The 14,821-nt window shown below is 60.4% G+C and carries 12 protein-coding genes; 7 read left to right on the top strand and 5 right to left on the bottom strand.

Annotated features, from left to right (window positions below; all coding sequences use genetic code 11):
• Positions 1-90 precede the first annotated feature (90 nt).
• Both HK22_RS09100 and HK22_RS09095 read right to left on the bottom strand, forming a co-directional pair.
• Positions 91-1,470, bottom strand: a complete 1,380-nt coding sequence (locus HK22_RS09100; protein ID WP_086649025.1) for a glycosyltransferase family 1 protein — start codon at positions 1,468-1,470, stop codon at positions 91-93.
• Positions 1,467-2,918: a glycosyltransferase family 1 protein gene (locus HK22_RS09095; RefSeq protein WP_086649024.1), complete on the bottom strand. Its 1,452-nt coding sequence runs from the start codon at positions 2,916-2,918 to the stop codon at positions 1,467-1,469. Before HK22_RS09095 ends, HK22_RS09100 begins: the two co-directional genes overlap by 4 nt.
• Positions 2,919-3,750: 832 nt before the next feature.
• On the opposite strand from HK22_RS09095, the gene HK22_RS09090 reads away from it, so the two are divergent.
• Positions 3,751-4,311 carry an HAD family hydrolase gene (locus HK22_RS09090; protein WP_086649123.1) on the top strand — a complete coding sequence of 187 codons (561 nt, stop codon included), beginning with the start codon at positions 3,751-3,753 and terminating at the stop codon, positions 4,309-4,311.
• A gap of 224 nt (positions 4,312-4,535) precedes the next feature.
• Here HK22_RS09090 and HK22_RS09085 read toward each other — a convergent pair whose 3' ends face one another.
• The gene (locus tag HK22_RS09085; RefSeq protein WP_158093552.1) at positions 4,536-6,272 is read right to left on the bottom strand and encodes a bifunctional diguanylate cyclase/phosphodiesterase; all 1,737 of its coding nucleotides are present in this window, start codon (positions 6,270-6,272) and stop codon (positions 4,536-4,538) included.
• 60 nt (positions 6,273-6,332) lie between these two features.
• Here HK22_RS09085 and HK22_RS09080 point away from each other — a divergent pair, with 60 nt between their 5' ends.
• Positions 6,333-7,478: a glycosyltransferase family 4 protein gene (locus HK22_RS09080; RefSeq protein WP_086649022.1), complete on the top strand. Its 1,146-nt coding sequence runs from the start codon at positions 6,333-6,335 to the stop codon at positions 7,476-7,478.
• Between the two features lie 5 nt (positions 7,479-7,483).
• On the opposite strand, the gene HK22_RS09075 is transcribed toward HK22_RS09080, so the two are convergent.
• Positions 7,484-8,482: an aldo/keto reductase gene (locus tag HK22_RS09075; protein ID WP_062109098.1), complete on the bottom strand. Its 999-nt coding sequence runs from the start codon at positions 8,480-8,482 to the stop codon at positions 7,484-7,486.
• Positions 8,483-8,572: 90 nt separating this feature from the next.
• Between HK22_RS09075 and HK22_RS09070 the strand changes: the two genes are divergently transcribed.
• The 5 genes from HK22_RS09070 to HK22_RS09050 all read left to right on the top strand — a co-directional run bounded on the left by HK22_RS09070 (position 8,573) and on the right by HK22_RS09050 (position 14,472).
• Positions 8,573-9,865 (top strand): O-antigen ligase, encoded by a 1,293-nt coding sequence (locus tag HK22_RS09070; RefSeq protein WP_086649122.1) that lies wholly within the window; start codon positions 8,573-8,575, stop codon positions 9,863-9,865.
• 19 nt (positions 9,866-9,884) lie between these two features.
• Entirely contained in the window at positions 9,885-10,892 is a 1,008-nt protein-coding gene (locus HK22_RS09065) for a GTP-binding protein (protein WP_086649021.1), read from the top strand.
• Positions 10,889-11,929 (top strand): WD40 repeat domain-containing protein, encoded by a 1,041-nt coding sequence (locus tag HK22_RS09060; protein WP_086649020.1) that lies wholly within the window; start codon positions 10,889-10,891, stop codon positions 11,927-11,929. The genes HK22_RS09065 and HK22_RS09060 overlap by 4 nt, the downstream gene beginning before the upstream one ends.
• Positions 11,930-12,047: 118 nt before the next feature.
• A complete protein-coding gene (locus HK22_RS09055) occupies positions 12,048-14,075 on the top strand; it encodes a GAF domain-containing protein (protein WP_158093551.1) in 2,028 nt (675 codons plus the stop codon).
• A 25-nt stretch (positions 14,076-14,100) separates the two neighbouring features.
• Positions 14,101-14,472 (top strand): response regulator, encoded by a 372-nt coding sequence (locus HK22_RS09050; RefSeq protein ID WP_086649018.1) that lies wholly within the window; start codon positions 14,101-14,103, stop codon positions 14,470-14,472.
• On the opposite strand, the gene HK22_RS09045 is transcribed toward HK22_RS09050, so the two are convergent.
• The gene (locus HK22_RS09045) at positions 14,473-14,772 is read right to left on the bottom strand and encodes a SelT/SelW/SelH family protein (protein WP_062030161.1); all 300 of its coding nucleotides are present in this window, start codon (positions 14,770-14,772) and stop codon (positions 14,473-14,475) included.
• Positions 14,773-14,821 lie beyond the last annotated feature (49 nt).

Here is a 14,821-nt window from a genome sequence, read left to right as displayed (position 1 = left end):
CTGCATGTGCGTGATCTGCGGGCCTGACTCAAGCCCCTGCGCGTGAAACTTTCATGCACAGGGGGCAGGGGGGCTGAAGACGCAGGATTTTCAGCGCTGGACGGCGTCGAGGATGACTTTTGCACCAGTGGTCCACGGAACAGGTTTGAACTCGCTCCGCACCTTCTGGGTCCACGCAGCCAGATCTTCCGGATTGTCGATAACCTGACGGATCAGGGCATAGGCCTCGCTGAGGTTTCGGGGATTGAAGTAGCGCCCCAGTGCTCCGCCTGCTTCAGGGATGGAGGTCGTGTTGGAGGCGATGCAGGGGCGGCCCATGGCCAGACCTTCCGTCACCGGAAGGCCCCAGCCCTCGAAGAAGGACGGGAAGACCGAGAAGCTGCAATCGGAATAGAGGCGTCGCAGTTCGGCATCGGACGGATTCTGGATGAAGCGGATCTTGCCATCCAGCCATTTCGTATTCTCAAGCTGCTGCATGAGATCGGAAACCAGCCAGCCCGGACGTCCGGCGAACACGAGGGTCGGCACCTGCTCGGCGGGCATGTCTTCCAGCATCTGCCGCCAGATGCGGAAGAGGAGCATGTGGTTCTTGCGCGCCTCGATCGTGGAGACGAACAGGACATAGGGCTCACTCACCAGGCGTTCGGCAGGCATGGCGGTTTCCGCCAGTCCGAACTCAGTTCCCATGGGAACGTGCTGGACCGTGATGCCCGTTCCGATGCCTTCTTCCGCGAGATAGGACTGGACGTCCTGAGCCGTGGCACGGCTGTTGGCGAAGATCATGTCCGCCAAAGGCAGCACGGCATGATGCCAGGCCCGGAATGTCGTGATGACGCCGATATGGCACCATTCCGGGCAACGGATGGGAGCCAGATCATGCATCAAAAGCCCGAACGAGACCCGCAGTTCATCGCGCAGCCATCGGACCGTCTGGACATAATTCCCGTGATGCCACGGTGAGCCCAGCGTCAGGAAGACATCGCCGGCCTCCACGGCTTGCGTCAGAGGCGTTCCCTCGGCGTGCTGCGCGACGTCGGTGCTCGACTGCTGACGTCGGCGGCGCAGAGCCGCCTTGCCTCCGCTGACTGCCAGTCGTCCCAGCCCGGCCCACAGGCTCGCCAGCCCACCCAGAACCTGCGCTTCCGTTTGCAGGATGCCGGTTAATGCCTGACGGTGTGTTTCGTTTTCGGCGAACTGCATGGCGGAAAACAGCGGCGCGGAGGCTTTTGCGGCTTTGGCGCCGCTGTCTTTCATAACTTGCCGTAGCAGCGTGTCGACTACCGACCAGTCAATGGTGCGGAAATCGCGCGGGTCGTGTTTGTTCGCCCCGCGGCGTACGAACTGGACGTTGTGGCCGTGTAGGGTCCGCAGGCCCGCGCAGAGCTCGAACACCACACGCTGAATGCCGCTCGGACGGCCATGATGCACGAGGTGGAACAGCAGGTCGTCGACGTCGATCCAAAGGGTCATGACGTTCTCCCGTCCACATACGCGGCGTGACAGGCGTCCAGAATGGCGTCAGCAGTATGTTCCCACGGGGTGGGTTTGAACTGCGTCCGGACCTGCTCCTGCCATTTCGTCAGGCCTTCGCGGTCTTCGATCGTTTCACGGACGACGCGATAGGCATCGTCGGTGTTTTCCGGATCGAAATAGCGCGACAGCGGGCCGCCCGCTTCTGGAATGGAGGTTGCGTTCGACGCCACGCAGGGACGCCCGTTGATCAGGCTTTCCGTCACCGGAAGGCCCCATCCTTCAAACAGGGAGGGAAACAGCGTGAACATGCAGCCATCATACAGATGCGCCAGTTCGTCATCCGACGGGTCCCGCAGGAGGCGGATCTTGCCGCGTAGCCAGTCGGTGTTTTCAAGCTGTTGCATGAGGTCGGAGACGAGCCAGCCGACCCGACCTGCAAAAACGAGTGTCGGCACCTGTTCGGGAGGCAGGTCAGCGACCAGACGACGCCAGACACGAAACGCCAGAATGTGGTTCTTGCGCGCCTCGATCGTGGAGACGAACAGGACATAGCTTTCCGGCGCAGGCAGCCCCTTTGGCCGCTCCCCTGTTACCTTGCGAGGTGGCCCGAAGCCGCTGCCGATTGGAACGGTCTGTACGGGCGCCAGCAGCTTCAGGCGGTGCTTACGGGTGTAGTCATCAATGGTTTTCGCTGTGGCGTGGCTGATAGCAAGAAGGCGTCCGCACTGTGGCAGAGTGGTATCCAGCCAGTGTCGGAAATCACGGATCAGGGACAGTGCGCACCATTCCGGCCGGATGGCGGGAATGAGATCGGACAGCAAGAGGACAGGCTGGATGCCGTAAGCCTTGCGCATCCGGGCCAGCCGTTCGCCGAAGTCGGGTTCCGACCATGCCGCACCGAGGATCAGGAAGATATCGCCGGGCTTTGGCTGATGGGCTGTAGAGGATACTGCCTGAGGCTGCACCACAGCCGCCGTCCGTGCCGCTCCTGTTTCCGAACTGCGGGTCAGCTGCTTTTGTACGAAACGGCGCAGCAGACGCAGGACGCGCAACTGGTTGACAGCTATCGTCAGCAGTGGGCGTGCCAGCTCGGGTGGCAGGCTCTCGATGCGCCTGATGACGGTATGACGCAGCTTCCGAACAAAGGCCCGGGGTGTCGTCCGTGATTGGGGTGCCGGGCGGCTGATCTGTTCGACTTTTTCATCGGCGCGGACGGCAAAAAGGTTTTCCAGATCATCAAAGGAGACCGTGGAGAAAAGCTGCGTTTTATCCTGCCCGCGTCGGATCAGTGAAATATTGCCGATGCCTGGTTTGGTCGCGGCCTGTTTGCGGATGACATGCAGGATTTCGTAGACAAGCCGCTGAATTCCGCTGGGGCGCGAGTTGTTTTCGAAATACTGGAAAATGTCTTCGACGTCGATCCAGATGGTATAATCTGCTTGCATATGTCCGGACTAGCTTTGGGGCGGCCGACAAGGACGCCGGTCTGTCAAACGATATTCGTGTTAAAGTTTAGGTAAGCACCGGTGGATGGGCAAGGGCATTGGGAAAAGGCAGAGGCTTTGTCCCGCAGGATTGATTGGGTCATGGGAGAGTTCTGCTGTGCACAGCGTTACGGTTCATCAGTGCGTCATTCTGCTTGAAGACCCTGTATCAGGTGCGCTGCCCCTTTCGCTCACTCTCTGTGGAAACAGGCCGTTTCTCGCCTGGGTCATGCGGGAAATGCAGCGCTTCGGTGTCGAGGAGTTTGTGGTCCTGACTGCGCATGGATCTGTGGACATTCTGACCTCCATTGAGAATCTCGGATCTTTTCTCCCCAAACCTGCAACAACGGTCACAAGCGTTATACCGCCCGGAATGGGAACCGGAGGGGCTCTCCGTCATGTCCGGTCATGTCTGCATGAGAGGTTTTTTCTCTGCCCTGCGAACACGCTGTTCTCCTGCAATCTGGCACACTTTCTGAAAGTCGCCCGGAATGGACACTGGATGCTGTTGCGTTCTGCTGCTTCGCGGGACCAACAGACAGAAATCCTTTTGGGCGAAGAGGGATCTGTGTCGTTTCACCAGAGCCCTGGAACTGCGGGCCAGTCTGCACAGTTCAGCACTGGACTGTGTCTTTTCGATGCCGCGATTTGTGAAATCCTGACGGAAACCTGCTCTCTTGAGCGGGATGTGCTTCCGAAACTGGCGAAAAACGGGACTCTCCGGGGGGTTTCACTGGCAGGAGATTTCTATAGCTCTGCCAGTGACAGCGGATTGGAAAAAATCCTAGAGGAGATGTCGCTGCGGTTGCGTCGTGCTGCTGTTTTCCTTGATCGCGACGGTGTCATTAACCAGGACTTCGGGTGGGTAGGAACGCGAGAGCGCTTCGAATGGGAACCGGGTGCCCGCGAAGCCGTGGCCCGGATGACTGATAACGGTCATCACGTTTTTATCGTGACCAATCAATCCGGGATTGCGCGCGGATTTTATTCTGAAAGCGACCTAGAGACACTTATGGACTGGGTCATCGATAGTATTCGCGAATACGGCGGTACCGTGGATGACTGGCGGTACTGTCCCATGCATCCTGATGCCCGGATCGCGCGATATCGCGGACACAGCGCCGACCGTAAACCGGGGGCCGGCATGCTTCTCGACCTGTTACAACGATGGGAACTGGATCCTGCGCGCTGCGTCCTGTTTGGAGACCAGCCGACTGACATGCAGGCTGCACAAGCAGCAGGAGTGCAGGGGATCATGGTTGGCCCTGACAGTCTGGCCGTTCTTGTCCCGGAAGAGGGCGTGTCATTGTATGAAAGCGGGGGTCTGGAAAGCGCTCGACAGGCTGCGATATGATAGTTACAATTTGTATCAAATAGTCTGAATGGAAAGATGATGGCGTCTTACAGGAACACGGAGACATCCCTGCCTCGCATTTCCTCTAAGCTTCAGCAGTCCGGAGGATGCGATCTTGCGGAAAAAAGTTCTCTGAGCGCAGTTGAGAAATATCGTCTGTTACGTGAGACACGTCGTATCGTCAGACGGGAGCGTCTGGCTGAGACACGCAAACCTGAAAGAGGTCAGGACAGATGATCTCTGGAAATTCTGGCGCTTTGCCGGGGTAGGGCCGTCGTATCGGTCATGCCCGGACAGGCTGATAGATCTGCCAGAGGGGCAGGGCGCCCCATCAGGAAGCCCTGTGCCGTCGTGCAGGACGTATGGCGCAGCATGTCGAGTTGTGCAGCCGTTTCCACGCCTTCGGCGATCACTTCCATCGACATGGCATGTCCCAGTGTCATGATGGCGCTGACGATGCTCTGGGCCTGTGGATCGTTCAACATGTCCCGGATGAAGGAGCGGTCAATCTTGATCCGGTCAAAGGGAAAGCTGCGCAAATAGTTGAGGCTTGAGAACCCGATACCGAAGTCGTCCATGACAATCTTGACGCCCAGAGCGCGGATCTTGCCCATGGTTTCCAGATTACGCTGTACGGCGTCCAGAAATATGCTCTCCGTCAGTTCGAGTTCGAGCCTTTCAGCAGCGAGCCCTGTCTGAAAAAGGGTCTGGATGACCGCGGCATACATGTCGTCATGCGCGAACTGGACGGCAGAAATGTTGACTGCGATCCTGATATGCGGCGGCAGTCTGCTCGCCTGGGCACAGGCTTCCAGAAGCACCCACCGGCCGATCGGGACAATCAGATTGCAGTCTTCAGCAACCGGAATGAACTCGTTCGGCGCGATCACGCCTCTTACGGGATGCTGCCAGCGCAACAGGGCTTCAACACATTCGACCCTGTTCGTCTTCAGGCAGATCAGGGGCTGGAATTCTAGAAAAAATTCGTTTGATTCAAGAGCCCGGTGCAGGTCGTGTTCCATCTCGCAGCGATGCTGGACATCGGCCTGCATAACCGGATTGAAGCTGATCCAGTCCGGAGACTGAAGGCGCCGGGCTTCACTCAGGGCGAGTTCGGCATAATGACACGCTGTCTCGAAGCGGTAGGTATCGAACGGCAGAAGGCAGCAGCCGATACTGGCTGTTATGTGAATTCTGTGTCCATCCACCGGAAGGGTGGTGTGAAAGACATCCCGCATAATCTGGGCCCAGCGCGTGGCCTGAGCCGGATGTTCGTAGGGAAAAGGGCAGAAAATCCCGAACTCGTCTCCGCCGAACCGTGAGACGATGCAGTCCTCGGTCAGAAATGTCTGAAGCCGTTGCCCGATCGCGCTGAGAAGGTCATTGGCAATTCTGGTGCCGTAACGCTCGTTGATGGTGCGGAAGCGGTTGATGTTGACGTGCAGAAGAATGCCTGCAGGTTGCGGCACCGTATTGTTGTTGAAGAAGCCTTCCAGCTGCTTTTCAAATTCCTGCTTGCTGCACAGATTCGTAGCGGATTCAGGAGGCGGAAAGGCGGTGGCAGCGGAGATGGGTGTGAGGAATGTGACGGCCAGCGCCAGGCAGTCCTTGTCGTTCCGGCGAAGGGGAGCCAGTCGGAACTGGACGGGAACGGCTCCGTCCTGCAGGGTCATGAGTTGTCCGGAATGATACTGATTGTCCGGCGCGACTTTCAGGGCTGCGGGAAGAAGATTTTCGAGTAAGAGGGAATTCTGGAGATCGGTCCCGAGGCAGGAAAGGAGAGGCCTGTTGGCCTCAATGATCCGGTCCTGATACAGAATGGCCAGTCCTTCGCTGGAGGCGTCGGCGAGATGGTGAATGGGAAAGAGTGTCGCGATGTTTTCCCGGGACGCAGTCTTCGAAAGGCATATGTCCGCGCACGGGCGTTCTCCTTCCTGACCTGTTCTCTGGGAAATACGCACAATCATTTCCATCCTTTAATCTCGAGGTAAGATGCCTCGGCTTCTGTTAAGAAACTGGAAATGTCGAACAGTCAGGAATCGCTCAAACTGCAACAAAATGTTGCTGAGAACGAATATGACACGATTCATGCGCGGATTCTGACCATCCTGCCGCCCCGCGAGCGTTACGAAGCGGGCCATGCGGGGGCAATCTCCCTGTTGGTCAGCCGGCTCGCCAGCGCCGGGGACCATGTGGCGGGCAACGGAGCGGTAGGCGTGCCTCTGTCTGGCGGGCAATATCGGCCGTTAGTCCTGCCGCGGGTTCCTCTGCCGCACGCCTGGCGTCTGCGGCTGGCGTGCGTGGCCATGATGCGGTCGTACCAGCCGGCTTTGACGGAAATTCATAATCGGCCCGATCTGGCACGTTTTCTGGCACGGTTCGGGCCGGTCCGTCTGGTTCTGCATAATGATCCCTGCGGGATGCGAGGTGCACGGTCGGTCCGACAGCGTGAGGCTCTGGCGCGGCATGTACTGGTTTGTGGCGTTTCGGACTGGGTCATCCAGCGTTTCAGGGAAGGCTGCGGTCCGATCCGGACTGAAGTGCAGCCTAACTGCCTTGATCTGTCCGTACTCCCGGTTTCGCGAGACCGGGAGAAGACAGTCCTGTTTGCCGGGCGGGTTGTGGCGGACAAGGGCGTGGATGCGTTCGTGCGCGCCTGGGGGCACATCCGGGCGTCTCATCCGGAATGGCAGGCTGTTATCATGGGGGCGGATCGGTTCGGGCCAGACTCTCCGGAAACGCCTTATCTGAAGCAGCTTCGGCCGCTGGCGGCAGCTGCCGGGGTCATGATGACAGGATACCGGCCCCATGACGCGGTTTTGGACGCAATGGCGGAGGCCGCGATTGTTGTGGTGCCGAGTCGCTGGCAGGAGCCATTCGGCATGACCGCGCTGGAAGCCATGGGGTGTGGCGCCGCGGTTGTGGCGTCGCCTGTGGGCGCGTTGTCTGATCTGGTCGGGGACGCGGCGCTTCTGGCGGCACCGGACGATCCAGGAGCGCTGGAGCAGGCCCTGAGCCGTCTGATGGACGATGACGGTCTGAGGGTAAGGCTGGGCGCAAAAGGGCGTGAGCGGGCGACCCTGTTTGATGTCGGGGCGGCCCGTTTTCGCGTGGAAGAACTGCGGCAGGCGGCGATTGTATTTGCCGGGCGCCTGCCGCGATCCTAAGAGCCTCAGTCCCGCTGGGGCGGGGCCATGAAGGTCGGGTCGATGGCGTTCGGCACGTGGCGTGCCAGAATGTCGTCCACGGCTTTCTTTTCCTCGTCCGTCAGGGTCCAGCCGAAGACATCCTTCACCCCTGAGACCTGTTCGGGCTTGCGGGCACCCCACAGGGCGATGACCGGACCCTGATCGAGAACCCAGCGGACGGCGAAGGCCATGGTGGATTTGCCACGCTTCTCGGCGAGCTTTTTGAACTCTTCGACGGCTGCAAGATAGCTCTCGAAGTTCGGCTTCTGGAACTTCGGATCGTTCGAGCGCAGATCGTCCTTGGGGAAGGTCGTGTCCTGGCTCATCTTGCCGGTCAGCAAGCCGCGACACAGGGCGCCGTAAGCCAGAATGACGGCATTGTGCTTTTCGGCGTAGGGAAGGATGTCCTTTTCGATCGTGCGTTCGAACAGGTTCAGCGGCGGCTGGATCGTGGCGATCGGGGCGACTTCGCGGAAAATGTCCATCTGTTCGGGCGAGAAATTGCTGACGCCGAGGGCGCGGATCTTGCCTTCCTGATGGAGCTTCTGGAGTTCACGGGCGCTCTCGTCGATGGGGGTCTTGTCGTCGGGCCAGTGGATCTGTTCGAGGTCGATCGTCTCTACCCGCAGACGACGCAGCGAGTCCTCGACTTCCCTGCGGATACGGGCCGGGCGGGAGTCCCGGAGAACCTTCATGTTCTTTTCGTCTTCACCGACCCAGTGCAGGCCGAGCTTGGTGGCAATGTGGGCTTTATTCGGTTTTTCGGCGAGGGCGCGGCCGACGATTTCTTCGGAATGGCCGAAGCCATAGACCGGGGCGGTGTCGATCAGGTTGATACCTTCGTCGAGGGCCGCGTGAATGGTGCGGACGCCATTGTCATCGTCCGGCCCGCCCCACATCCAGCCGCCGATGGCCCATGTGCCAAGTGCTACGCGGGAGAGGGGCGTGTCGATGCCGGGGATGAGGATGGTGTCGGATGCCATGATTGTCTCCACTGGAAATAGACAGTAACGAAAAAGCGCTTCGGACTGTAAGTGGTTGCATGCGAAGCGGAAACCTTCCATCCACTGAAGATGCGCTTCTCTCCTTCCACCGTGACCCGGATTGGCCGATGGGCCGCCCTGGTTCTGCCTCTGGCCCTGACGCATGTGCGCGTGGCAGGTGAGGCCGATCTTGATCTTCTAGCAGTTCTTCTGCTGCTCCATTCGTCCCTGACCGGGCGGCGGCAGGGCGGATGGGACTGGTTCCGCGAGCCATGGGTTGTCGCGACGTTCTGCTGGTGGGGCTGGCAGGTTCTGTGCACGCTGTGGGTGTCGCCGGGACATGGGGCGCTGGTTCAGGCGCTGCTGGCGATCCGTTTTCCACTTTCGGCCGCCGCGCTGGGCTGTTGGCTGCTCCGGGATGTGGTCTGGCGCAGGCGTGTGCTGTGGCTGACCTGTGCCTGTGGCGTTTATATTGCGGTGCAGATGCTGGTTCAGGCTGTGTTCGGGCGCAATCTTTTCGGGATTCCGCGCTTTCATGACGGAACGCTGACGGGCCCTTACGCACATCCCCGAGCTGCGGCGCCGCTGTCCCGGCTGGTTCTGCCGCTGCTGATGGTGGGCTGTGCGGTGGCGGAGGGGGCGCGGAGTCGTCTGAGGCGGACGCTCGGGCTGTGTGCCGCCACAATTCTGGCTGTCGGGATCATGGTACTGGCGGGGCAGCGGATGCCGCTTGTGCTCTCGCTTCTGGGGATCGGCGTATGTGCGGTGCTGTACCGACCCATGCGTCCTGCGGCGCTGGCGGCGGCGGCGATGTTGCCGGTTCTGGTACTGCTGGCGCGGCTGTTTTCGCCGGGCAGCTTCTTTCATCTCGTGACACTGGCGCACGAGCAACTCACGCATTTCGGCCAGTCGCCTTATGGGGAAATCTATACCCATGCGGTTGTCATGGCACAGGCGCATCCCTGGATCGGGCAGGGGTATGATGCCTACCGGCATTTCTGTTCGGATCCGTCCACCTTCCACGGGCTGTCAGGGCTGTCGGAGGCCGTACCGGCGAGAGGGTGGTTGGATCTGTGCGTGCAGCACCCTCACAACCATTATCTTCAGGCTCTGGTCAATGCCGGCGTGCCGGGACTTCTGTTGTTCGTGCTGATGATCGCAACATGGCTGAAGGCGATCTGGCCGGGTAGGGACGGGCGCGCGATTGCAATCGGTCTGTTTGCGGCGGTGCTGATTCAGGAATGGCCGATCGCCTCCACGTCGGATTTCCTGAACCTGCCGCTGAGTGGCTGGGGGTTCCTGCTTCTGGGGCTGGCCCTGGCCTATCGGCCGTCCCCGATACGGAACGGGTTTCAAGCGGGCGGGGTCCGGCCTATATCGTAAGGCAGATTACGGAGGCCTTATGTCCAGCACCCCTGATACCACCCGCGAGACTGCAGCGTCTGACCGGAGTGGCACCGTTCCCGTAACGGTCCTGACCGGCTTTCTCGGCGCCGGCAAGACGACGCTTCTCAATCATATCCTGACGGCCGAGCATGGCCGCAAATATGCGGTTGTCGTGAATGAATTCGGTGAACTCGGGATTGATAACGACCTCGTCGTGGATGCTGACGAGGAAGTGTTTGAAATGAACAACGGCTGTATCTGCTGCACGGTGCGCGGGGATCTGATCCGCATTCTGGGCAGTCTGCTGCGGCGTCGGAACCGGTTTGACGGCATCATCGTCGAGACGACCGGACTGGCCGATCCGGCTCCGGTCGCGCAGACCTTCTTCGTGGACGAGAACCTTCGCGAAAAGGCGCGTCTGGACGCGGTTGTGACGGTTGTGGACGCGTTCAATGTCATGGAGACGCTGGGCGAAAGCCCTGAGTCCGTAAACCAGATCGCGTTTGCCGATGTGATTGTGCTGAACAAGGTCGATCTGGCAGACGGAGAACGTCGCCGCGACATCGTGGCGCGTCTGCGCAAGATCAATGCCGTGGCGCAGATCCACGAGGCGCAGCATGGCGGCGTGAAGCTGACGGATATCCTTGATCGTGGCGGCTTCGACCTGGCGCGCGCGCTCAAGACGATGCCCGACTTTCTGGAAAACGAGCATCACTCCCACGAGGAAGGCATTACCAGCATTTCCCTGAGCATCAGGGAACCGATCGACCAGCCGCGTTTTCAGGCTTGGATTGGCGCGATTCTCCAGGAGCAGGGGGCGGACATTCTGCGGGCCAAGGGCATCCTGCACTTCAAGGGCGAGCAGAACCGCTTCGCGTTCCAAGCCGTGCATATGATGGCGGACGGAGACTTCATCGGTCCGTTCCGTGAGGGCGAGAGCCGGGATTCCCGTCTGGTGTTTATCGGGCGCAATCTGAACCGTCCGCAGCTTCGGCGCGGCTTTGAAAGCTGCATTGCAGGATGATGAGTGATCTTCTGGCGGACCGGGGTGCGGAGCGCCGGTTCGAGAGCCCGATTGTGCATGTGGTGTCCTCGCGCGATGGGCACAGCTTTGCGGCGCTGACGGTGGATGGGGAGCTTGTTCTCATTCCTCGGGACCGTCTGCGGGATGCGGAAAGCTGGACGGTCGTGACCGTGCATGATGGCGGGCTGTGTCTGGCGCAGGACTGTGCGGCGGATGTGTTTCTGACGGGCGGGGAGGACGGGAAGCTCGTCCGGACCTTTGCCGATGGACGAAGCGAAATTCTGCATGAGGGCCGTCGCTGGATCGACTGCGTGGCCAGCACGACGGACCATCTGGCGTTCTCGTCCGGCAAGCAGATCGAGGTCCGTGCGGCGGAAGGGCGGCAGACGCTCAAGGTTCTGGAACATCCCTCGACCGTGACCGGCATCGTGTTCGATACGAAGGGCAAGCGGATTGCGGCGTCACATTATAATGGTGTGTCGATGTGGTTCGTGCAGGCCAGGGTCGACAGCGTGCGGCCGTTTGAGTGGAAGGGCAGCCATATCGCGATTGCCATCCATCCGGGCGGGGAGGCGCTTGTGACGTCCATGCAGGAAAACGACCTGCATGGCTGGCGCCTGTCGGACGGGCACAACATGCGCATGAGCGGCTATCCGAAGCAGGTGAAGTCCATGGGCTTCACGCGTAACGGGCGCTGGCTGGCAACGGCCGGGGCGGATGCGATCGTATTGTGGCCGTTCACGGGCGGTGGCCCGATGGGCAAAGCGCCGGCTGAACTGGCGCGACTGCCAGGGCTTTTCGTCAGCGCGGTCTGTCCGAACCCGAAGGAAGATATCATCGCGGCGGGTTATGAGGACGGCACGGTCGTTCTGGCGGAAATCGGCGGCGGCGATCAACGCGTATTGCCGCTGTGTTCGGGACAGGACACCAAGCGCGGCAAGGTGACATCGCTGGGCTTTACGCCTCAGGGGGGCGCGCTGGCTTTCGGGACCGAAGACGGGGTTCTGGCTGCGATCGACCTCTCCAGCGGTAATTGAGCCACAGCTTGCTCCAGATGCAGGCCGATGCGGCGGGTCAATTGTTGCAGCGGCGAAAACACGCTATATCTGTCTGATGCAGGACAGGGATCCTGTTCAGGAGGCGTATCTGGAGACTGTGTCATCGTCTGCTGCGCCGCCGGGCAGAGCTGCCGGACCGGGCGCTTATGGAGATCTGGAAGCCTTTTCGGATCTCGATCTGGACGATCTTGCCATTGCTGCGGCGGCCTTGTGCCGCACCCCCATTGCGCTGGTCAGCATTCTGGACGGAGATCAGCTCTGGTTTTCCGCACGTGTCGGAACGGACCAGACGTATGGAGCGCTGGCGAATTCCGGATGTGCGGCCGTCATCGCACGAGGGGCTCCGGTGGTGATCCCCGATATGATGGCCGATCCCGAAACGCGAAAGAACAGTCTTGTCTGCGGAGGGCCGGGGCTCCGGTTCTATGCCGGGTATCCGCTGTTTACAGCCGAAAACGAGACTTTTGGAACGCTATGTGTCGTGGATCTGTACAGCCGTCCGCAGGGGTTGTCTGAGCGGGAAAATGACGGTCTGGCCGCTCTGGCCCGCCAGGCCATGCGCCTGATGGAACTGCGTCGGGAGACGATCGCCCAAGAGCGGCGTCTGGCCGCACAGCAGCTCCGCCGCAAGCGTGTCGCCCGAGAGGCCCGGCAGGCGGATGCGGAACGGCGGCACGCCCGCGAAAAATATGCTCTCCAGCAGGCCGCGGGCGCGGCAGGTGGCGTGGGTATTTATGAATACGATCTGGTCAGCGGGGATATCACGGTCTCTCCGGAAGTCTGTCGCATTATCGGTATGCCCGTCACCGAGATTGTGACGGCGCCGCAGTGGGCCCAGCGTGTGCATCAGGACGACAGGGTACATATTCCCCTTCTGTCAGAACTTCTGGACGGTTCGGCGCCGCTGAAACTGGACTACCGCATTATCCGGGATGATAACCGGCAGGAACGCTGGGTCCGGCGACAGGGCGTTCTGGACAGGGACGGGGCCGGACGTGCGATCCGGCTGATTGGAACGCTTCAGGATATCACCCCCGAAAAAAACGCGACCAGTCGTCTGACCACCCTGCTGGCGGTTGAGGACGCCCTGCGTGCCGCCACGACGCGCAGGCAGGCGCTGGCAGAGGCATGCGGCCTTCTGGGGCGCAGGCTTGAAGTCCAGCGTGTCGGGTTTGCGACCATTACGGTGCGTGATGAACTTTTCACCATTGATCATGGCTGGTGCAGCCCGGATGTGTCGCCGATTTCGGGTGATTTTCTGTTCCAGACGTTTCGCCGCACGTCCGATTTCCTGCGAAGTGGAGCCGTTCTCATTCTGGACGATCTCTCCAGCCCGTCCTGGATGCAGGAAGAGCAGGATGCCTGCCGTGCGTTGGAAGTGGAGGCACAGATCGTCGTGCCAAAAATGGATCATGGCGAGCTGACGGGATGTCTGTTCGTCCACAGTGCCACGCCGCGCGGCTGGACGCTGGATGAAGCGTCTTTCATCCGCACGACTGCCGACCGGATTTTTACGGCGCTGGACGAATGGGATACCGAAGCGCAGCAGGAAATCGTCAATCACGAGATCCTGCATCGCCTCAAGAACACGCTCAGCATCGTCCAGAGCCTTGCACATCAGGGGTTTCGGAACGTGGACGATCAGGGGCCGCTCAGGACGTTCACGTCCCGTCTGGTGGCCCTCAGCGCCGCGCATGATCTGCTGATGCGACGGAACTGGCAGTCTACCGATCTGGCCAGTCTGGTGTGTGGTGTGCTGACGCCGCTGGGCGTTGAAGACCGGGTCGAGGTATCGGGACCGTTTCTCAAACTTGGTCCCGATACGGCGACATCTTTTTCAATGGTGCTGCACGAACTGGCGACAAACGCCATGAAATATGGTGCGCTCAGCGTTCCGCAGGGGAAGGTGTCCCTGAACTGGACGATTACGGGCGCCGAGGCCGTCATGACGCTCACGTGGCGGGAGGCTGGCGGGCCGTCGGTTACACCGCCGGAGCGGACCGGATTTGGTGTGCGTCTTCTCAAGGCCGGACTGGGTCGGCACGGAAAAACGGAACTTCATTATGCGTCAACGGGTTTATGTGCGGACCTGACCGCCCCGACGCTGTCGCTCGCAACACTCTGAGACTGACCGGAGACCCGTGATTTTCATGCCCCAGGACCCTGACCCACGGCCTACGATCCTGATTGTCGAAGATATCGTCTTCATTCGCATGATGACGGAAGACTACTTCGAGACGGCCGGTTTCAGGATCCTGAGCGCGCGCTCGACGTCGGAGGCCATTGCGTTTCTGGAGACGGATCCGACGATCGGTTACCTGTTTGCCGACATTCATCTGCCTGATGGTGAGGACGGTCAGATACTGGCGGAAATCGCACGCAGGCGCTGGCCGCCCGTGAAAATCATCCTCACCTCCGCGGATATTCCCGCCGATCAGGTTCGGTTGCCGGTGCGCGGTCTGTTTGTTCCCAAACCCTACAGTCTCGACAAGGTGCGGAAGGCTTTCGAGAAGATGGCCTGATCAGGATTGCTGGCCGGAGGGGCGGTCCGTGTGCCCGAGGTCGCGTTCAGGGGCGATGATGTCCCGCACGCGCTGTTTCAGTTCCTTGGGACCGGGAAATCCTCCGTCGCGCTTGCGCTCCCAGACCAGCGTTTCGTTGACATGAATTTCAAAGCGGCCACCGGTGTCCGGGATCAGTGCGACTTCTCCCAGATCCTGACCGAATGTCGAAAGCAGTTCTTGGGCCATCCAGCCGGAACGGAGCAGCCAGTTGCACTGTGTGCAGTAGCGGATGGAGACGCGGGGAGCAGTGGACGTCATGAGGCGATCCTGTCGGGCTCTGGGATTTCAGGCAGTGACACTGTCATGA

This window comes from Gluconobacter sp. DsW_056, from assembly GCF_002153595.1.
Lineage (GTDB): Bacteria > Pseudomonadota > Alphaproteobacteria > Acetobacterales > Acetobacteraceae > Gluconobacter > Gluconobacter albidus.
The sequence above is the reverse complement of the archived record's forward strand: the minus strand, read 5'-3'. Positions and strand labels throughout refer to the sequence as shown.